The 19,578-nt window shown below is 69.8% G+C and carries 17 protein-coding genes and 2 pseudogenes; 17 read left to right on the top strand and 2 right to left on the bottom strand.

The features are described 5' to 3' along the window. The first annotated feature begins 2 nt into the window (after positions 1–2). The 3 genes from PV342_RS12825 to PV342_RS12815 are packed head-to-tail and all read left to right on the top strand — an operon-like array spanning position 3 to position 1,471. On the top strand, positions 3–338 hold the full coding sequence (locus tag PV342_RS12825) for a hypothetical protein (RefSeq protein ID WP_500317107.1): 336 nt from the start codon (positions 3–5) through the stop codon (positions 336–338). Beyond that, the gene (locus PV342_RS12820) at positions 329–1,156 is read left to right on the top strand and encodes a hypothetical protein (protein WP_500317106.1); all 828 of its coding nucleotides are present in this window, start codon (positions 329–331) and stop codon (positions 1,154–1,156) included. The genes PV342_RS12825 and PV342_RS12820 overlap by 10 nt, the downstream gene beginning before the upstream one ends. 39 nt (positions 1,157–1,195) lie before the next feature. After that, positions 1,196–1,471, top strand: a complete 276-nt coding sequence (locus PV342_RS12815; RefSeq protein ID WP_500317105.1) for a hypothetical protein — start codon at positions 1,196–1,198, stop codon at positions 1,469–1,471. A gap of 155 nt (positions 1,472–1,626) precedes the next feature. On the opposite strand, the gene PV342_RS12810 is transcribed toward PV342_RS12815, so the two are convergent. Further along, a complete protein-coding gene (locus tag PV342_RS12810) occupies positions 1,627–3,411 on the bottom strand; it encodes a PucR family transcriptional regulator (RefSeq protein ID WP_500317104.1) in 1,785 nt (594 codons plus the stop codon). Positions 3,412–3,694: 283 nt separating this feature from the next. Between PV342_RS12810 and PV342_RS12805 the strand changes: the two genes are divergently transcribed. The 14 genes and pseudogenes from PV342_RS12805 to PV342_RS12740 all read left to right on the top strand — a co-directional run bounded on the left by PV342_RS12805 (position 3,695) and on the right by PV342_RS12740 (position 18,979). Further along, positions 3,695–3,871, top strand: coding sequence for a general stress protein (locus PV342_RS12805; protein WP_500317102.1), 177 nt, complete (start codon positions 3,695–3,697; stop codon positions 3,869–3,871). A 193-nt stretch (positions 3,872–4,064) separates the two neighbouring features. After that, positions 4,065–5,957: a molecular chaperone DnaK gene (dnaK, locus tag PV342_RS12800; RefSeq protein WP_500317100.1), complete on the top strand. Its 1,893-nt coding sequence runs from the start codon at positions 4,065–4,067 to the stop codon at positions 5,955–5,957. A gap of 8 nt (positions 5,958–5,965) precedes the next feature. Continuing rightward, entirely contained in the window at positions 5,966–6,577 is a 612-nt protein-coding gene (locus PV342_RS12795; RefSeq protein WP_500317098.1) for a nucleotide exchange factor GrpE, read from the top strand. A gap of 6 nt (positions 6,578–6,583) precedes the next feature. Then, positions 6,584–7,525 carry a DnaJ C-terminal domain-containing protein gene (locus tag PV342_RS12790; RefSeq protein WP_500317096.1) on the top strand — a complete coding sequence of 314 codons (942 nt, stop codon included), beginning with the start codon at positions 6,584–6,586 and terminating at the stop codon, positions 7,523–7,525. Continuing rightward, entirely contained in the window at positions 7,522–7,929 is a 408-nt protein-coding gene (locus PV342_RS12785) for a chaperone modulator CbpM (protein WP_500317094.1), read from the top strand. Before PV342_RS12790 ends, PV342_RS12785 begins: the two co-directional genes overlap by 4 nt. Beyond that, positions 7,920–10,556 (top strand): ATP-dependent chaperone ClpB, encoded by a 2,637-nt coding sequence (clpB, locus tag PV342_RS12780; protein ID WP_500317093.1) that lies wholly within the window; start codon positions 7,920–7,922, stop codon positions 10,554–10,556. The genes PV342_RS12785 and clpB overlap by 10 nt, the downstream gene beginning before the upstream one ends. Beyond that, positions 10,553–11,011 (top strand): thioredoxin, encoded by a 459-nt coding sequence (trxA, locus tag PV342_RS12775; protein ID WP_500317091.1) that lies wholly within the window; start codon positions 10,553–10,555, stop codon positions 11,009–11,011. Before clpB ends, trxA begins: the two co-directional genes overlap by 4 nt. A gap of 289 nt (positions 11,012–11,300) precedes the next feature. Further along, positions 11,301–11,750 carry a DUF1931 family protein gene (locus PV342_RS12770; protein WP_500317089.1) on the top strand — a complete coding sequence of 150 codons (450 nt, stop codon included), beginning with the start codon at positions 11,301–11,303 and terminating at the stop codon, positions 11,748–11,750. A gap of 372 nt (positions 11,751–12,122) precedes the next feature. Then, positions 12,123–12,233: pseudogene (locus tag PV342_RS12765) on the top strand (Hsp70 family protein); the annotation flags it as partial. Positions 12,234–12,433: 200 nt separating this feature from the next. Beyond that, complete coding sequence (locus tag PV342_RS12760) at positions 12,434–12,697, top strand: UBP-type zinc finger domain-containing protein (RefSeq protein WP_500317088.1); 264 nt, start codon at positions 12,434–12,436, stop codon at positions 12,695–12,697. Next, positions 12,697–14,409, top strand: coding sequence for an FAD-dependent oxidoreductase (locus tag PV342_RS12755; protein ID WP_500317087.1), 1,713 nt, complete (start codon positions 12,697–12,699; stop codon positions 14,407–14,409). Before PV342_RS12760 ends, PV342_RS12755 begins: the two co-directional genes overlap by 1 nt. A 439-nt stretch (positions 14,410–14,848) precedes the next feature. Then, positions 14,849–15,940: a hypothetical protein gene (locus tag PV342_RS12750; RefSeq protein WP_500317086.1), complete on the top strand. Its 1,092-nt coding sequence runs from the start codon at positions 14,849–14,851 to the stop codon at positions 15,938–15,940. Between the two features lie 135 nt (positions 15,941–16,075). Beyond that, positions 16,076–16,495 (top strand): annotated as a pseudogene (locus PV342_RS12745) (aldehyde dehydrogenase); the annotation flags it as partial. A 309-nt stretch (positions 16,496–16,804) separates the two neighbouring features. Then, complete coding sequence (locus PV342_RS12740; protein ID WP_500317085.1) at positions 16,805–18,979, top strand: FUSC family protein; 2,175 nt, start codon at positions 16,805–16,807, stop codon at positions 18,977–18,979. Here the strand turns inward: PV342_RS12740 and PV342_RS12735 are convergent. After that, a complete protein-coding gene (locus PV342_RS12735; RefSeq protein ID WP_500317084.1) occupies positions 18,953–19,492 on the bottom strand; it encodes a phosphate-starvation-inducible PsiE family protein in 540 nt (179 codons plus the stop codon). The genes PV342_RS12740 and PV342_RS12735 overlap by 27 nt on opposite strands. Between the last annotated feature and the right edge of the window lie 86 nt (positions 19,493–19,578).

Raw genomic sequence — 19,578 nt, 5'->3', positions numbered from 1 at the left:
CCGTGGACCCCGCCGTTCTGGCCTGGCTCCTGTCGCAGCTCGGCCCCGCCACCGAGCAGAGCGACCTGCAGACCCGCTACGGCCGCTTGGGCAGCGCAAGGGCGGTCGCTCTGGAAGTGCTGGCCGAGCGGCGTGCGAAGCTGCTGGCCGAGCCGCTGCAGCTCACCGTGAACGGTGTCGCCACCGTCGACCAGTCCGGCAACCTCACCGGCCTGGAGCGGCAGATCGAAGCCCTGCAAGACGCTGCCGCTCCCGACGACCCGGCCGGCGGCGACACCCTGGTTATTGCCCCACTGCAGCCCGCCCGCCGCCGGTACATCGACCCCTGGTGCCGGTAGTGGCGTACGACTTCCCGCCGCTGACACCCGGCGACGCCGACACCGTGGCTGCCAGGGTCGCCGCAGTGCTGCAGGACGCCTGGCAGCGCCTCGCCGACCAACAGGCCGCCGTTATCGCGGCGATCGGCAACAACGAACGGTCCCGGGAGGTCGCCGCCCGGCTCGCCCAGTTCCAGGCCGCCATCACCGACTTCCAGCAGCGCGTCGACAGCGAAGCACGGGCGTTCGTGTCCGTGCAGCTACCGCACCTGTACGAGGAGGGGGCACGGGCCGCGGCCCGGGCGGTCGGCGGGCACTTCTCGTGGACGCTCATCCACCGCGAAGCCCTGCAGTCGCTGGCCTCCGACTCCTACGTCGACTTCCTGCGCCGCTCCCAGGAGGAGCAGCGCATGGCCGGCGCGTTCTACCGGGCTGTACGGGACGCCGCACGCCGCGAGGTGCCCCTGCTCGCCGCCGGACACACCACGGCCCTCCAGGCCGCGAAGGCCCTGGCTGACCGCCTGGCCGCCGAGCACCAGCTGACGACCGTGATCTACCGCAACGGGGCGCGGATGCCGGTGCAGGCGTGGGCGGAGGCGGCGACGCTCGCCAAGAGCGCCGTGGCCTACAACGCGGGAACCCTCAACCGGGCGCGTGAGGGAGGCGTGCAGTGGATGCAGGTCTTCGACGGCGCCGGGTGTGGCTGGACCAGCCACAAGGACCCCGACAAGGCCACAGGCACGCTCCGCACGGTCGAGGAGGCCGCGGCGTGGCCCATCTCCCACCCGCGATGCACGAGAGCGTTTGGCCCGCGCCCTGACCGCGTCCCCGCGCCGTAACCCCGGGCGCTGTCAGTGCCCGGGGTTAGCATCCGCGCCATGGACGTACCTGAATCACTCGCTGACCTGCGGCGGCAGTACGACGCAGCCCGAAAGGCGATCGAAGCTCACCACCGAGCTACGAAGACTCCGGCACTGGAGTGGTCGGAGGAGCAGCGGGCGGAGAGTGCCGCGTTGCAGGCGAAGTGGGTGCAGGTCGCGGCGGAGTTCCGGGCCGCGATCGAGGAATCCGGCCTTGAGGCGGACCACAGCTCGTATGAGCTGGGCAGGGATATCCGGAAGGCGGCGTACGGCGACGACTACGCCGGCGAGTAGCCGGCTCGCCCGCCACCGGAGCCGAGCGGCCCCACCGTACGCGAGGCTGTGTGGCCGGCGGGGCGGCATAGGACGCCCGCCCTGCACTCACCACGTAACCGGACGGGCTGTACACCGCAGCCCGACAAACTGCCGCTGACATCGACACATCAGTGCTAGTGGGACCGCTCGACTCCGCCTAGCACGATCTTCCACACTCGGGTCGCCACCTGGAGGTTGAGGCGGTCCTCGACGTTCGCGAGGTTGTTGCCGCTAATGTCGTGGATGCGCTGGAGCCGATAGCGTAGCGTGCTGCGGTGGATCGCGAGGGATTCGGCGGTCTCGTCGTAGTTGCCCCCGCAGTCGAAGTATCGGGTCAGGGTCTCCACCATGGCTGCGTGGTGCTGGGAGTCGTAGTCGATGAGCTGCCCGAGCCACTCGTGGACGAACGTCTCTAGCTCCTGGTAATCGTTGCCAGGTCCCAGGATGCGGTAGAGGCCAAGCTCGTCGAAGAACGTCGTGCCGTAACGCTCGCGGGAGTGACGGCGCACTTCCAGGGCGCGCTGCGCCTCCTGGTAGCGGTGGGGGATGCCGTCCGGGGCGTTGCAAGGGGAACTCACCCCGATCGTCCCCGAGCGTGTCCCGGTCTCCCGGGCGAGCGCCTCGTACAAAGCGTGGGCGTGCGGTCTGTCGTCGGCGACTAGGACCACGTGGTCGGAACGTCGGGTCAGCAGCGAGCGCATGCCCGCGGCAGAGGCCGCCCGGCCTACGGTCTGCGCGAAGGAATCGTCCGCAGTCCGGTTCGACCACTGCACCACGACGATGTACTGGCTGCGGTGCAGGTCGTGCCCTACTGCCTCGGACCGGGCGTAGGCGCTCGCCTCGTCTGTGCCGGCCAGGAGGTCATCGGCCAGCTCGCGGTGCAGCCTCAGCTCCACTTCGGCCAGATGACGCAGGTGCGCCAGCTCCAGGGCGAGCGACGTGGCAGCGTGTTCCAGCGCGAGCACGATGTGCTCATCTGCCTCGTCCCGGGCATCGACCAGCGCCAGCACGCCCAGGATCTCTCCGTGCTGGCGGACCAGGGTGATCAGCCGGTCCTTGATCCGCACCGGCCCGGCCTCCCGGGCGACGGCGTGCAGCATTTCGTCTTGGCGCACGGGGTCCGGTTCCGGATAGGGATCGGGGCGGCTGGGGCCGGTCCACGACCTCAGCCGACCGAAGCGGTCCTCGACCAGCGCGGGAAGTCCAGTGAGCCCGTGAAGTGCGCGGGTGATGGCTTCCTCGCCGCCACCCGAGGCAGCGACCTCGGCCATGATCGCGTGAACGGCCCGCTGCCACCCCAGCTCAGCCACGACGGAAGTCAGCTGCTGCTGGAGGGCCGTCCGTTCATCCCTCAGTCGGTGAAGCTCCAGCGCGTCCTCGCGGTGGCAGCGGTGTGCGAAGGCGATGGACAAAGCGGCAGCGGTGTGCCGGACGAGCGTGGCGAGCAGGCACCGCTCGGCCTCGGTGGGCCGGGAGCGGGACGTCACCACGAGATAACCGAGGAGTCCCTCAAGTCCGCGCAGCCCCAGCGCCCGGCCCCAGGGCCAGCCGGGTACAGCCACAGGGCCGTCTTGCCCGGCCAGCTCCCGCACCTTCCCGTCCACGGCCAAGGCATGGATCTGCCCGCCCCTCGGGCTGGGGACTAGGTCACCGTCCACCCTGAGGTATCCGGCCTCGGCGCTATACGGCCCTGCGGCGGCTATGCGGTCCATGGCCAAGCGCAGGATCTCGCCTTCGTCCCGAGTGTCGAATAGGGCGCGGGAGAGCGCCATCAGTTCGTGGGGGGCATGCTCAGCTGGGGTTGGAACGCGTGGGCGAGATCCTCTCCGCGCGGTCGTGGGGTACCGCCCGCTACATCGCGTGGGGCTGCTCTCCCGGTCGGAGTGGCGGCGCAGGTTGTGCGCCCGGCTGCCGGCCATGGGATCACTCCGTTCTCCCGAGCGGGCGGTACACGTTCCGGGCCCAGCAGCCGGCCATGGGATTACTCCCTTCCCCCGAGCCTGCCGAGAAATGACGGCGACCGACCCTTCCCGTACGCCCCCCAACCCAACTTACCCGAGATGTCCGGAGTCCTCGGCCTGTGCTCACGGGGTGACGGACTCTGCTGTTCTTTGACTTGCCGGGTGCAGGCGTGGAGCTGCTCGGTTCGCGAGTCTGGGTCTGTCGGGGGCTGCCGTACGCCCCGGCAGGAAGGACTGGGCGATGACCGAGCACCCACGTAGACCGATTGTCACGTACGAGGCGTACCAGAAAGCCGAACGCGCCCTCGACCACGTCTCGGACCAGGGGTTTTTCGTAGAGAGGGTGGTCATCATCGGTCATGACGTCCGCCTCGTCGAGCATGTCATCGGCCGTATGGACTACGGCAGGGCCGTCTGACATGGAGCGGCGAGCGGGGCCCTTCCCCGTGCGCTGATCAGCTGGCTTTGCGGCCTCGGCGACCGGGTGGCCCACCTCGTCGCCGCCCTGCTCGACGCTCTCTACGGCCTGATTTTTGGAGCGGTCGTGACCCATACCTGAACGATCAGATCCGCAGTGCCGGCGCATGCCGCCGCACCGGGAGGAGTTCCTCATGGCCAAGGCAGTGGGCATCGACCTGGGCACCACGAACTCGGTCATCGCCGTGTGGGAGGGCGGTGAGCCGTCCGTCGTGCCCAATAGCGAGGGCAACCGCACGACACCGTCGGTGGTGGCCTTCACTGACACCGGCGAACGCCTGGTGGGCCAGCTGGCCCGGCGCCAGGCGATCCTCAATCCCAAGGGCACCATCTACTCGGCCAAGCGGTTCATCGGCCGGCATTTCGACGAGATCTCCGACGAGGCCAGGGCGGTGGCGTACGACGTCGTCGAGGGTGACGGCGGGGCGGCCCGCTTCAGGGTGCGCGACAAGCTTTACGCGCCTGAGGAGATCAGCGCACAGGTGCTGCGCAAACTCGCCGACGACGCCTCCAAGCAGCTCGGGGAGCGGGTCACGGAGGCGGTCATCACGGTGCCCGCCTACTTCAATGACGCTCAGCGCACCGCCACCAAGGACGCCGGACGGATCGCGGGACTGGAGGTGCTGCGGATCATCAACGAGCCGACGGCGGCTGCCCTCGCGTACGGCATGGACAAGAAGCAGCACGAGACCGTCCTCGTCTTCGACCTGGGCGGCGGCACCTTCGACGTGAGCATCCTCGACGTCGGCGACGGCGTGGTGGAGGTGCGCTCCACCGCCGGCGACAGCCACCTGGGCGGCGACGACTTCGACCGGCGTCTGGTGGATTACCTCGCGGACGACTTCCAGAAGGAGAACGGCATCGACCTGCGCAAGGACCCGCAGGCGCTGCAACGACTTTTCGAGGCCGCGGAGAAGGCCAAGACCGAACTCAGTTCGGTGACTCAGACGCAGGTCAGCCTGCCGTTCATCACCGCCGACGCCTCGGGACCCAAGCACCTCACCGACTCGATCATGCGGTCCACGTTCGAGCAGATCACCGGCGACCTGGTGGAGCGTTGCCTGGGACCGGTCCAGCAGGCAATGGCCGACGCCAAAGTCGGCGAGAGCGACATCGACGAGGTCATCCTCGTCGGCGGCTCCACGCGTATCCCGGCAGTCCAGGCCCTGGTGCGCCGGCTGACCGGCGGCAAGGAACCCAACATGAGCGTCAACCCCGACGAGGTCGTGGCCCTGGGCGCCGCGATCCAGGCCGGGGTACTGAAGGGCGAGGTCAAGGACGTCCTGCTACTCGACGTCACACCGTTGTCGCTAGGCGTAGAGACGCGCGGCGGAGTCATGACGAAGATCATCGAGCGGAACACCACCATCCCGGTGCGCCGCAGCGAGACGTTCTCCACCGCCGAGGACAACCAGCCGGCCGTCGATGTGGTGGTCCTCCAGGGCGAGCGCGAGCTGGCCGCCGACAACCGGGTGCTCGGCCGCTTCCAGCTCACCGACATCCGACCGGCACCGCGGGGCGAACCACAGATCGAGGTCACCTTCGACATCGACGCCAACGGCATCCTCAACGTCAAGGCCCGCGACCGGGACACCGGCAAGGAACAGGGCATCACCATCAGCGAGAGCTCCAACCTCGACCGCAGTGAGGTCGAACGCATGGTCCAGGAGGCCGAGCGCAACCGGGGCCAGGACCAAGCACTCCGCGAGGCCGTCGACGCCCGCAATGAGCTCGACGCCGTCGCGTACCAGGTCGAGAAGCGCCTCGCCGAACTGGGCGACGCAGCGCCGGCGCACGAGAAGGCGCGCGCCGAGATGCTCGTGTCCGACGCCCGGGCGGCGGTCAAGGAAGTGGCGGGCGTGGAGCGGGTGAGGCCCCTGACCTCCGAACTCCAGCAGGTGCTCGCCGGGCTGGCAGCCCATCAGGACGCGGCTACCACAGGCGGTCCCGACCAAGACACCGCCACCGGTGGTCCCACGAGCGGCGGTGGCGACGATGTCATCGACGCCGAGTTCGACAAGGACTGAGGCGCGCCATGCCCAGCCGCTCCCAGGAACCCCACCAGGCTGCGTCGGATCCGGTCGAACCGGTCCCGGAAGGCGCCGTACGCCCTCCTCGCGGGGACTTGCCGCAACCGGGCCCGCCGCCCCGGCCGGAAGCGGCGAACGGCGAACCGGGACCCGACGCCGCCGGCCCCGCGCGTGCCGAAGACGAGTACACGACCGCGATCCAGGAACTGGAGGACCGCTGGCGGCGCGCGCTCGCCGACCTCGACAACCTGCGCAAGCGTCACGCCAGGGAACTGGAGCGGGAGCGGGCGGTCGAGCGGTCCCGCACGGCGGCCGCCTTCCTGCCCATCATCGACAACCTCGAACTCGCTCTTAACCACGCGGGCGCCGATTCGGGCGCGCTCGTGGAGGGCATCCGGGCTGTTCGCGACCAGGCAGTAAACGTCATCGAACTGCTCGGCTACCCGCGACACGCGGAGACCGGCGTCGCCTTCGACCCGGCCCGGCACGAGGTGGTCGGCGTCGTCCAGGACCCCGACGTGGAGCCGGGCACGGTCGTTCAGGTGCTGCGCCCCGGCTACGGGGACGGCGAGCGGCAGCTCAGACCAGCTGCGGTGACCGTCGCAAAGCGGGAGTGACCGGCGATGGCACGGGACTATTACGAGGTGCTGGGCGTGTCACGGACCGCGAGCCAGGACGAGATCCAGCAGGCATATCGCAAGCTCGCCCGCAGGTACCACCCCGACGTCAACAAGGACCCCGCGGCGGAGGAACGCTTCAAGGAACTCAACGAGGCCTACAGCGTCCTGTCGGACCCGAAGACCCGGGCCCGTTATGACCGCTTCGGCGAGGACTTCCGCAAGATCCCCGAAGACTTCGACGAACGGGTCGCGGCCGGAGCGGGCGCCGGCTTCCGGGACGCGAGGACCGCGGGCGCGGGCGGTCCACGCGTCCGGTACGCCAGCGGCTTCGGAGCGGAGGGCATCGACATCGAGGACCTGCTCGGCTCCATGTTCGGGGCCGGCGCCGCCAGAGGCGGCGTCCCCGGAGCGGACCAGGAGGCCGAACTGCCCCTCACCGTCGAAGAGGCGTACAAGGGAGGCCGTCGCACCGTCACGCTCGCCGGTCCCACCGGGCAGCCGCGGCGGTACGAGGTCGACGTACCGCCGGGCGTCACCGACGGGCAGCGCATCCGGCTGGTGGGCGAGGGCGGCCAGGGCAGTGGTGACGCCCCCGCGGGCGACCTGTACCTGCGGGTGCGTATCCAGCCCCACCCTCAGTTTCGGCTGGACGGCCGGGACGTGCACATTCAGATCCCGGTCGCCCCCTGGGAGGCGGCCCTGGGTGCGACCGTGCCGGTGCCCACCCCCGGCGGCGGCACGGCCAAGGTCACGGTGCCTGCGGGCTCGTCCAGCGGTCGGCGGCTGCGGCTGCGCGGCGAAGGCATGCCCAACCCGCGCGGCGCGAACGGCGACCTGTTTGCCGAACTCCGCGTCGTGGTGCCGCCCACCCTCGGCGATCGGGAGCGTGAACTGTTCGAGGAGCTCGCCGCCACCTCGTCGTTCGACCCCAGGAGGACACGATGAAGGACCGACCCGCGGGAGCAGCAGGCATCGGCCGGGCCGGTGTGGGCCATCCTCCGGTACGAACGGGCGCCGACATCACAGCCTCGACGGCTGTCCGGTACGCGCTCGTGCCCGCCCCCAGGCTCTCCTTGAACGTCGTGGCCAGTCGCTCGGGCCTCCACCCCGATCTGATCCGCCGGTTCGTCGCCCTCGGCCTGGTCGACGCCGAGCGCGACGCGGCGGGGCACCTGGTGTTCGACTCCACGGCCCCGGCGGTCCTCGCCCGTATCCAGCGGCTGCGCTCCGGACTCTGCCTCAACTACGCATCCATCGGCCTGGTGCTCGACCTGCTCGACCGCATCAGCCTGCTCGAAGCCGCCCTGCGCGGCCGCGGCACGAGGAGTGAAACACCCCCATGGACATGAACCGTCTCACCCAGAAGTCCCAGGATGCCCTTCAGGAGGCCCAGACCGCGGCCGTCCGCATGGGCCAGACCGAGGTCGACGGGGAACACCTGCTGCTCGCACTTCTCGATCAGGAGGACGGTCTGATCCCGCGGTTGCTGCAACGGGCCGGCACCGACCCGAAGGAACTGCACGCGGCCGTGAGCGGGGACCTCTCCCGCCGCCCGAAGGTCACTGGCCCCGGCGCGGCACCCGGCCAGGTCTTCGTCACTCAGCGCCTCGCCCGCCTCCTAGATGCCGCCGAACGGGAAGCCAAACGCCTCAAGGACGAATACGTGTCCGTGGAGCACCTCATGCTCGCCCTTGTTGAGGAGGGCTCTTCGACCGCCGCCGGGCGACTGCTCAAGCAGGCCGGCATTACAAGGGACTCGTTCCTGAACGCGCTCACCCAGGTCCGCGGCAACCAGCGCGTCACCTCCGCCAACCCCGAAGTGGCCTACGAGGCTCTGGAGAAATATGGCCGTGATCTCGTCGCCGAGGCCAGGGACGGCAGGCTCGACCCGGTCATCGGCCGGGACGCGGAGATCCGCCGCGTCACCCAGATCCTCAGCCGCAAATCCAAGAACAACCCCGTCCTCATCGGCGACCCCGGCGTCGGCAAGACCGCGATCGTCGAGGGCCTCGCCCAGCGCATCGTCCGCGGCGACGTGCCCGAAGGGCTCCGCGACAAGATCGTGTTCGCCCTCGACATGGGTTCGCTGGTCGCCGGAGCCAAGTACCGCGGTGAGTTCGAGGAACGCCTCAAGGCTGTGCTCAGCGAGGTCAAGGCCGCCCAGGGGCGCATCTTGCTCTTCGTCGACGAACTGCACACCGTCGTCGGCGCGGGCGCTGCCGAAGGGGCCATGGACGCGGGCAACATGCTCAAGCCGATGCTCGCCCGTGGCGAACTCCACATGATCGGCGCCACCACCCTGGACGAGTACCGCAAGCACATCGAGAAGGATGCCGCCCTCGAACGCCGCTTCCAGCAGGTCCTGGTTGACGAGCCGAGCGTGGAGGACACCATCTCCATCCTGCGCGGACTGCGCGAACGCCTGGAGGTTTTTCACGGCGTGAAGATCCAGGACTCCGCGCTGGTCTCTGCGGCCACCCTCAGCCACCGCTACATCACGGACCGGTTCCTGCCCGACAAGGCCATCGACCTCGTCGACGAGGCGTGCGCCCGGCTGCGTACCGAGATCGACTCGATGCCTGCCGAGCTCGACGAGATCACACGCCGCGTCACCCGCCTGGAGATCGAGGAGGCGGCCCTGTCCAAGGAGACCGACTCTGCCAGCAAAGCCCGCCTGGAGGAGCTGCGCAGTGAACTGGCCAACCTGCGCGGTGAGGCCGACGCCAAACACGCCCAGTGGGAGGCCGAACGGCAGGCGATCCGCCGCGTGCAGGAACTGCGCCAGGAACTGGAACAGGTCCGCCACGAGGCGGAGGAGGCCGAACGCGCCTATGACCTCAACCGCGCCGCCGAACTCCGCTACGGCCGCCTCCAGGACCTGGAGCGCCGACTCGCCGCAGAGGAGGAGCAACTGGCCGCCAAACAGGGGCAGAACCGGCTGCTGCGCGAGGTCGTCACCGAGGAGGAAATCGCCGAGATCGTCGCCGCCTGGACCGGCATCCCCGTGGCCCGCCTCCAGGAGGGCGAACGCGAGAAACTGCTGCGCCTCGACGAGATCCTGCGCGAGCGCGTCATCGGCCAGGACGAGGCCGTCAAGCTCGTCGCCGACGCCATCATCCGTGCCCGCTCCGGCATCCGCGACCCTCGCCGCCCTATCGGCTCGTTCATCTTCCTCGGCCCCACCGGTGTCGGGAAGACCGAGCTGGCCAAGACCCTCGCCCGGACCCTGTTCGACTCCGAGGAGAACATGGTCCGCCTGGACATGAGTGAGTACCAGGAGCGGCACACCGTCAGCCGGCTCATGGGCGCACCGCCCGGATACATTGGCTACGAGGAAGGCGGCCAGCTCACCGAGGCCGTACGCCGCAAGCCGTACTCGGTAGTGCTGTTCGACGAGATCGAGAAGGCGCACACTGATGTCTTCAACACCCTGCTGCAGATCCTCGATGACGGCCGCATCACCGATGCGCAGGGCCGCACCGTCGACTTCCGCAACACCGTGATCATCATGACGTCCAACATCGGCTCCGAGCACCTCCTCGACGGCGCCACGGCCGAGGGTGAGATCAAGCCTGACGCCCGCGCCCTGGTGATGGGTGAGCTGCGCGGGCAGTTCCGCCCGGAGTTCCTCAACCGCGTCGACGACATCGTGCTGTTCAAGCCGCTCGGCGAGCGGCAGATCGAGCGGATCGTCGAGCTGCAGTTCGACGAGCTGCGGAAGCGGCTGGCCGAACGCCGCATCACCGTCGAACTCACCGACGCGGCTCGGGAGGTCATCGCCCACCAGGGCTACGACCCGGTGTACGGGGCCCGGCCGCTGCGGCGTTACATTTCCCACGAGGTCGAGACACTGGTCGGGCGCGCCCTGCTGCGCGGCGACGTCCAGGACGGCGCGACGGTCCGCGTAGACGCCGAGCACGGCGAACTGGTGGTCACCTACGAGCAGCAGGCGGAGCGGGAAACGAGGGCGGCGTGAACACCACCCGGACGACGACCGTGACCTGCCCGAACTGCGGGCGCGACAACCGGATTCCTGTAGCCGCCGAGGGACGCCCCAACTGCGGCCACTGCAAGCAGCCCCTGCCCTGGATCGTCGACGCGGGCGACGACGACTTCGCCGAGGTCGCCGACAACGCCGCCCAGCCCGTCCTCGTCGACCTCTGGGCCACCTGGTGCGGCCCCTGCCGCATGGTCAGCCCCGCCCTCGAACAGGTCGCCCGCGACCTCGCCGGACGGATCAAGCTCGTCAAGGTCGACGTCGACAAGAACCCGCAGCTCAGCCAGCGGTTCGAGGTACAGGCGGTGCCGACCCTGCTCGTCCTGGATCAGGGCGAGACGGTCGCCCGGCAGGCCGGCGCGGCACCCGCGCACGTCCTGCGCTCGTGGGTCGAGCAGGCAATGAAGGGACGGCAGACCACTGCAGGAAAGTGAACACGATGGGCCGACCACCGCGGAAGCCCGACGGAACCGCGGTCCCCGGGACTCCGGATTGTACGGAGCGTATTCCCGTAGCAAAAATGGGGCCCCCCGCAGGTACGTCTGGATCGACTCGCACGCTCGCCCGCACTCGGGCAGTCGGACGCCTGGGCCTGGCAGGGCGATTCAGGGAGGCTGATTGGTCCCGACAAGCGCATGCGTTCACGTGCCCCGTCGGCCAGGCTGGCGGGGGAAGCCCAGGGGCCGGGAGCTACCCCGGCGCCCGCAGCCGGAGGTTGCCGTCATGACCGTGATGTCCATCGCCAGGTTCGAAAGGTTCTTCCGCGCAGCCGCGGGGCTGGACGTCGACAAGAACGATCTCAAGCGTTACAGCGACTTCGTCGACGCCAAGCTCTACGATCTGCTGACTGTTGCCCAGGCCACTGCCAAGGCCAACGGGCGCGACATCATCCGGACCTGTGACCTGCCGATCACGAAAGGCCTGCAGGAGAGCATTCACCACTTCCAGAAGATCGACCAGGAAGTAGAAATCAAGCCGATTCTAGAACAGCTCGCCACCCACCCCGCGCTGGACCGGACGCCCGACGAGGAGACCGAGGCGGCTTACCCGGACATCGTCGGCGGACTCAGCCTGGCCCTTGCCCAGAGCTTCAAGATCCTCCACCCCGACCTGAAGAACCCCCAGACCCAGCACTGGGACGAGGCCCGAGCAGTCTTCGACCTCCTGCTGTGAGTGGCGATCGCCTCATCCACGTCCAGGGTGCGCCAAGAGCGGTCTGCGACCCCGCCGGAAGCACAGTCGGTCCTGAGCCCGCTGCAGCGCCGTGTCCACGTCGAACTCATCCACGAGACCGCTTGCGTCGGCCTGCCCTGATCTCGTCGGCGATGGGCGCCCCTGCGAGGCGAGAGTCCGCAGCCTGGATGGGTGCGCTTAGCGCACAAAGCCCTGGCGCCGCGAGGCTGGACCGGTTGGAGCGCCCAAAGGCCCGGGAAGCGCGTCTCGACGCGTCCTGCTTCGGACTGGTGCCCGGTTGGCTCTTGCTGCCGCACACGGCTCTGCGGGCCCACCCCAACATTCCAGGAGCGTCGAGGAATGAAGACTCCTATGGCCAAGGCAGTCGGAATCGACCTCGGCACGACCAATTCCGCGGTCGCCGCGTGGCAGGGCGGGGAGGCCGCGGTCAACCCCGACTCCGCGGGCAGCCGTACCACCCCCCTGCGGCAAGGGCTTCGACCGGCGCCGGACGGCACCCCCGCCGACAAGTGGAGAGCAGCATCGACCCGCCCTGGTCCTGCTCGACACAGGAGCGGCGATGCCCGCCGGGCTGGTGCCGCCGCCCCGGCGCTGCCCCGCTGGGTGAAGGAGAGCATCGCGGGCCGCGGCTGAGCAGTCCCACCCACGGAAGGAGAACCCTGATGGCCACGATTCCCGACCCGCACCTGGCGATGGTGCGCCCAGTGATGCCACGTACGCCGGAGGGCTGCGAGGAGTGCCTCAAGGAGCGTTCCCCGTGGGTGCACCTGCGGCTCTGCCTCACCTGCGGACACGTCGGCTGCTGCGACTCCTCGCCCCTCAAGCACGCCAGGCGGCACGCTGGCAGCGCCGGTCACCCTATCGTGCAGTCCTTCCAGCCGGGAGAGGACTGGCGCTGGTGCTACGTCCACGAGGCCCTGGTCTGATGAGCGCGGCCGAGCACAAGCAGAGTGCGGTCCACGAGACACCAGACCGATACGGGGCGTTCCCGCGCCTGACACCGGAGCAGCTCGAGGATTTGGCGGGGCACGGTGAGCGCCGAAGGACCGCCGAAGGCCAAGTGCTGTACCGCGAGGGCGAGCCTTTCCGGGAGTTCCTCGCGATCCTCAGCGGGACCGTCGAGATACTCCACGACCTCGGCGGGCCCGACGAGCGCACGGTGGCCGTACACGGACCCGGCAGATTCCTGGGTGAACTCGGGTTGCTGGAGGGCCAGACGGCGTTCAACACCGCCGTGGTGCGCGAGGCGGGCGAGGTCCTGGCCGTGCCGGTGGAGCGGCAACGATCCCTGGTCGGCCGCGACCCCGTCCTCGGCGACCTGATCCTCCGCGCTTACCTGGGCCGCCGGTATCTGCTCATCGGCCTCGGCGCCGGCTTCCGGATTCTGGGGTCGTGCTATTCACCGGACACGCTGCGGCTGCGTGAGTTCGCCGCCCGCAACCGGCTGCCCCACCGTTGGGTGGATCTGGAGAAGGACAAGGAGGCGGAGGCGCTGCTGCGCCGGTTCTCCATCCGCCCCGAGGAGACTCCGGTGGTCATCTGGAAGGGCGAGCGGGTGCTGCGCAATCCGAGCAACGCCGAACTCGCCCGGCTCATCGGGCTTCCCGCCCCCTTGCCGGAGGCCGGGCGGTGTGACGTGATGGTGGTCGGTGCGGGCCCCGCGGGACTCGCCGCCGCCGTGTACGGTGCCTCCGACGGTCTCACCACGGTCACAGTCGATGCCGTGGCCACCGGAGGCCAGGCCGGTACCTCGTCTCGCATCGAGAACTACCTTGGCTTCCCGTCGGGCATCTCCGGGGGCGAACTCATCGAACGCGCGGTGCTCCAGGCCCACAAGTTCGGTGCCCGCCTTATGGTGCCGGCCCAGGTCAGCGGGCTCACCCCGCAGGACGACGAGTACGTCGTCACCTTCACAGACGGGTCCCGGGCCCGGGCAGGCGCCGTGGTGCTCGCCTCGGGCGTCTGGTACCGCCGGCTCGAGGTGCCCGGCATCGACCGCCTGGAGGGCATCAGCGTCTACTACGCCGCGACGGTCCACGAGGCCAGCCTCTGCCAGGCGGATCCGGTCGCCGTGGTCGGCGGCGGGAACTCCGCCGGGCAGGCGGCGCTGTTCCTCGCGAACCACGCGTCCAAGGTCCACCTCCTCGTCCGGGGCGGTGACCTCAACGCGGACATGTCGCGCTACCTGGTGGACCAGGTGGAACGGCACCCGAAGATCGAGGTGCTGCTCCACACCGAAGTCCGGCGTGCCTCTGGGGAGGAGAAGCTGGAGTCGCTGATGGTGGAGGACAACGCAAGTGGTGAGGGCCGGGAGCTGCGGGTCGCGGCGCTGTTCGTGTTCATCGGGGCCCGGCCGCACACGGAGTGGCTCAAGGGCGTGCTGGCCCTGGACGAGAAGGGCTTCGTCCTCACCGGCGCCGACGCCCAGGCGGCGGCCGACCCGACCCGGTGGGACTCGCTCGGCCGGGGTCCGTTGCTGCTGGAGACCACCCTTCCCGGGGTCTTCGCCGCCGGCGACGTCAGGAGCGGCTCGGTCAAGCGGGTGGCCTCGGCGACCGGTGAGGGTGCCATGGCGATCCGCCTCGTGCACGAGCACCGGGGAAAGACGGGAAATCTGGTCCGCTCCGCTGGCCCTTAGGGGCGTCGGGCGGAGGCGGGCCGGTCCGTGTCCTGGGGCTGGCTCTCTCCCCCACGACCCGTAGGCGGCCCCGCGCACCCCCCCCGGGCGTCTTGCCAGCCTGCGTCCAGCGCCGACGGTTCCCATGGGCGGGATGAACCGGGCGAGGGAGAGGTAGAACCCGACATCGGGCTGGTGCCCGGCGAGCGGGCGCAACGACTCCGGTGTGAGCAGGAACGCCGCGGTGACTCAACGAGCACGAACAGCGTGGCGGGGAGGCAGGTGATGCCGATGAGCAAGGTGGAGGAGATCTGGCCGTACCTCCTGCACCTGCTGGTGGGGGCCAGCGTGTCACGCGGCGTCGACGTTACCTCGGGGGCATCCTGTGGGCACTTGCGATCGCGGGGCAGCCGACGAGAAGGGCCCAGTCATGCGGGTGTCGCCTCAGGGCGTTACGGTCGTGGCTCTCCTGGCGGATCCGGATGCGCCGACGGAGATCGCGCAGCGCATGGCCCAGGTACTTCCCACTCGGCTCGCCGACAAGTCGGGCCAGGGCCGACGTTTCGACGTCGAGGTGGTCAGTGAGCCCTTCACTGCAGGGACCGAGGACCCGCCCACCTTGATGCGCCGGATCATGGACCGCGGAAGAGCGGAGAATTGGGACATCGTCGTGGCCCTCACCGACCTTCCGCTCCACTCACACGGGCGCAAGCTCGTTGTGGATCTGAGTCACGAACACGGCTTGGCGCTGCTGTCTCTTCCTCCGTTGGGGGGTTTGCGTCTGCAGACGAGGGCCCTGCGGGCTGTGGAAGAAGCCGTGCTTGGCTTGGCTGGTCCGTGGGCCACCGGGGCTGGAGGACCTCCGCAAAGTCAGCCGCTGCTCGGGCCCTTCGTCAGTCGTCTCGCGCCTATTCACCTGGGCGCGGTAGAAGAGGAGGAGACCGCTGATCTTCGGTACGTCGTCAGCGGGCCGCGCGGTTACCTGAGGGTGCTGCTCGGTATGGTCCGCGCCAACCGGCCGTGGCGGTTGGTGCCGGGCTTATCGAAAGCCCTGGCGGCCGCACTCGCCACGGGCGCAGCCGCCACCGTGAACTCCACCATCTGGAGCCTGGCTGAGTACCTGGGCGCGCCACGCCTCGTGATCGCCATGGTCGGGTCTGTCGGGCTCATGATCGGCTGGCTGATCATCGACGCACAGCTGTGGCATCGATCAACAGAGGTGTCGCCGGAGGCGAGGCAGAGGGCGAGGCTCTACAACGCCTCGACGGTCATGACCGTGGGTATCGGGGTGCTCGTCTGCTACGTCGGTTTGATCGTCATCAACCTGGTGTGGGCTCTGTTCATCATCAACGGCCAAGTGTTCGCTTCCGTGACACGAACCCCGCTGCACGCCGCGGAATACTTGACGTTGTCATGGTTCGTCGCTTCGGTCGCCACCGTGGGCGGCGCGCTCGGATCAGGTTTGGAGAGCGACGAGGCGATCCGGGCAGCCGCCTACTCCAAGCGCGAACAGGAACGTCGCCACATGCTCCAGGACGACCGTGGTGACTAGCTGGTAACCTGAATTGGAGATGCGTCGTTTGCTGGTGGTCGTCTGGATCTGAAGATTCCGCCGGTCGATCGGTGCGGTGGCTATTTCGCGTCGTGGGCCGACGGGGACTCGGACGATACGCCGCCGGAGCGCCGGGTCGGCTACCAGGCACACGATCCCAAGGGACACGAGGACGCCAGCCTCACGCTCAACGGACTGATCGACTCGGTCAGGTTCACGGGCGACATCGGCGTGGTGGGCGTGTTCCTACCCCAGGACCCCGGCGGTGCCAAGGCCCAGGGGGAGTTGGAGGCGCAGGGCAAGGTCCCGATCGACTTCGGCATGATGTGGTTCAAGGGCCAGCACATGGGCACGGGGCAAGCGCCGGTGAAGAAGTACAACCGGGCGCTGCGGGATCTGATCGCCGGCGGGAAGGCAAAGCCGAGCTTCGTCGTCTCCCACGAGCTCAGCCTGGACGAGGCATCCACCGCCTATGAGCACTTCGACGCCCGTGACGAGGGCTGGACCAAGGTGGTCCTGCATCCGAACGGACACGGCAACGGCCACAAGGGGTAAGGGACCCGGGGCCGCCGTCCCAGCCCTTCCCCCGGGCCGGTCCGGCCGTCGGGTGGCGATCGCCCTGGCTCCGGCCGGGGCTGGACGGGCGACGATCGCCTGCGCTCTGAGCCAGCAGCGATCGCCCGCTCTCCGGCCCGGTGGGACGGACGGTGGACGTCCAGCAGTGTCCGCAGTGGCAGCACCCCGTCCCAGCGGCTGCGGCCGCCCTGTTCCTGGGCCCGTGCGGGAGGCTTCCTTGCCTGACGGCGGCCGCTGCTCAACCAGGCCGACGCGACCCGGCAGGGCGTTCCGGCTAGGCTCACACCCGTGACGTGGCTGCGGGCCTTCGGGGAGGTCGTGCGATCCGGGCTCACGATCGAGGAGACGCGGCTGGAGCCCCTGCTCGCGCTGCGCACGGCTGCCGGGGTTGCGATCGTCGTCGGGCCGGCGCTGTGGCTGGTTTCCCCTGCGTACGCCGCGTCCGCCGCCCTCGGTGCCTACTCCGCGGGTGGGGCCACCTTCCAGCGCACCTGGCGTCCACGCAAGGTGATCGCGCTCGGCGCGGGCGCGGGCTTGGCGCTCAGTACCTTCGTGGGCTACCTGGCAGCGGGGCGACTCGTGACGTTCCTCCCACTGCTGGCCGTATGGGCCTTTCTCGCGGGGATGGCGTGGGCCGTCGGATCGACCGCTGGGATCGTCGCAGCCACGACCGTCGGCAGCATGCTGGTGACCATCACCCTGCCCACGAGCGTTGGGCGAGCCCTGGAGCACGCCGGGATCATCGCGCTCGGAGGCGTGGCACAGGCCGTGCTGATCTTGCTGTTCCCGATCCGCCGGTGGGGGGCGCATCGTGACGCGCTCGCCGACGCCCTGGCCGCCGTGGCGGACTACGCCCGCCGGCTGCGGCACGACCCGACCGCCCCGTTCGACCCGGAGCCGTTGATGACGGCCCGGGACGCGGCCGCCGTGACGCCATCACAGGCACGCACCCGTCCCCCAGCCCTCCACGGCCCCCGGGGCCTGGCCGAGCGCGTTCGGCCGGTCGTCGCCGCCCTCGCCGACCCGGACGTCGGCGCCCCCACGGAGGGACCCGGGCGGGACCGCGCGCGGGAGTTGCTCAATGCGGCCGCCGACGTCCTTGACGCGGCCGCCCGGTCGATCCGCCGCGGCACTCCCGCCGAGGTGCCGCCCGGGAGCTCGGACGTCCTGCGTGTCGACGACGAGCACGAGGTGCTGGAGGGGCCCGCCCGGCAGGCCGCCGAGCGGCTCGTGGAACTACTCGGCGAGGCGTTGGAGATCGCCGGGAGCGGCGCGCGCGGGAAGACGCCCACGCCGCCCGGCACCGCGAGCGCCCAGTTTCTGGTGCGTCCGACAATGTTCCGGCTGCTCCCGGTCGTCGTCCGGGCGGTCCGCCGTGAGCTCCGCCGGGACTCGCCCGTGTTGCGGCACGCCATCCGCCTGGCGGCGGTGGCCACGCTCGGCTATCTGATCGCCGCCTGGCTACCCCTGCACCACGGCTACTGGGCACCCATCGCCTCGGTGATGGTGATGCGGCCGGACTTCCACCGGACGTACGCGCGTGCGGTGGCCCGTCTTGCCGGGACCCTGGCCGGGGTCGCGCTCGCCACCGGGATGGTGCAGACCATCGGCCCGGACGCCAAGGTGCTCGGCGCGCTGGCGGTGGTCTCGGCGGGCCTGTCGTACGCGCTGATCCGTACCGGCTACGCATACTCCCAGTGCTTCACTGCCGCGTACGTCGTCTTCCTGCTCGGCATGGGCGGCCAGGCATGGGAGCAGACAGTCCCGGAGCGGGTGGTGCTCACCCTGCTCGGCGGGGCCCTGGCCATGCTGGCGTACGTGGTGTTCCCCGCATGGGAGACGCCCCGGCTGCCGGGCCGGCTTGCGGACTGGCTCGCTGCGAACGGCCGCTACGCGGCCGCGGTGCTGCGCAGCTACGCCGAACCGACTCGGGAACATCGGGCCGACATGCGCAGGGCACTGCTGGCGAGCAGGGAGGCACGAGCCGCCTGGCAGGAGGCCTACGACCGGGCAAGGCAGGAACCGGTCCGCCCCAGGGGTCTGACGTCACGCGAGGCGGAGGAGGCGCAGGAGGCGCTCAAGGGTTTCGGCCGGGCGGCGATGCTCATGGAGAGCCACGTCCCGCGGGCCGACAGCCGTTTCATCCCCGAGGCGGAGCGGTTCGCCGAGGCTTTGGAGGCGGACACCGCGCAGGCGGCAGACGACGTGCGCGAGCACCGGATTCCGGACTGGGGTCGCGTGGAGGAGGCGCTCCAGGCGTGGGAGGACGCCGCCGCCGGGGACCGGAGCACGGTGGTGCGCCGCGGGGCGGAACTGCAGAAACGGGCCTTGGAGGACCTCACGACGGCCGTCAGCCGCACACCCCTGGAACGGGACGTCGGCTCTGCACGCGAGGAGCGGCGGGTGCGGGCGGCTGTGGCGGCGGAAGGTGACGGATCAGGACCCGCTCACCGGGGCCGGTGACGGCGTCGGCGACGGGTAGCGCCGCGCCTCCTGAAGCGGGAAGTAGTCTCCCGGCCGCGTCGAGCGCCGCCACACGTACCCCGCTGTCGCCATCACGAGGATTAGCCCCGCCAGGATGAGCAGTTCGATCCCCTCGACGTTCCACCGGAAGGACTTCTCCGCCTCGGCCGTCACGATGAGCACCTTACGAATGCCGGCAATCAGGCCGACGACGAGGAACGGCTCCGCGTCGAGGGTCTGGTTCCTGATGGTGAGGCGGACGGTGTGGAGCAGCTCGGCCACGATGAACAGCACAAGGCCGTTGTCCAGGGTGGAGAGAACGACCGTGTCCTCGCGGTACGGCCCCTGGATCGACTTGATGACGTCGTGGACGACCCCGACGGTCAGGAGCCCCGCGAGCAGTACGAGGAGCGCCGCGACGACGAGGTGGATGCCGTCCTCGATGAGCTGTAGGAGGCCCTGTACCCGGCCGCCGCCCTCGACCTTCGGGAGGATGAGTCGCACAGTCAGCATGCTAGGGGCGCCCCGGCCCGCAGGCGCGGTGTGCTGCCGAATGGGTGGACAGCCATTTCATCGGTGCGCATCCTCGGCCCGGCCCA

Source organism: Streptomyces sp. PA03-3a (assembly GCF_033792735.1).
Classification (GTDB): domain Bacteria; phylum Actinomycetota; class Actinomycetes; order Streptomycetales; family Streptomycetaceae; genus Actinacidiphila.
This window is presented reverse-complemented; position numbering and strand designations above follow the sequence as displayed.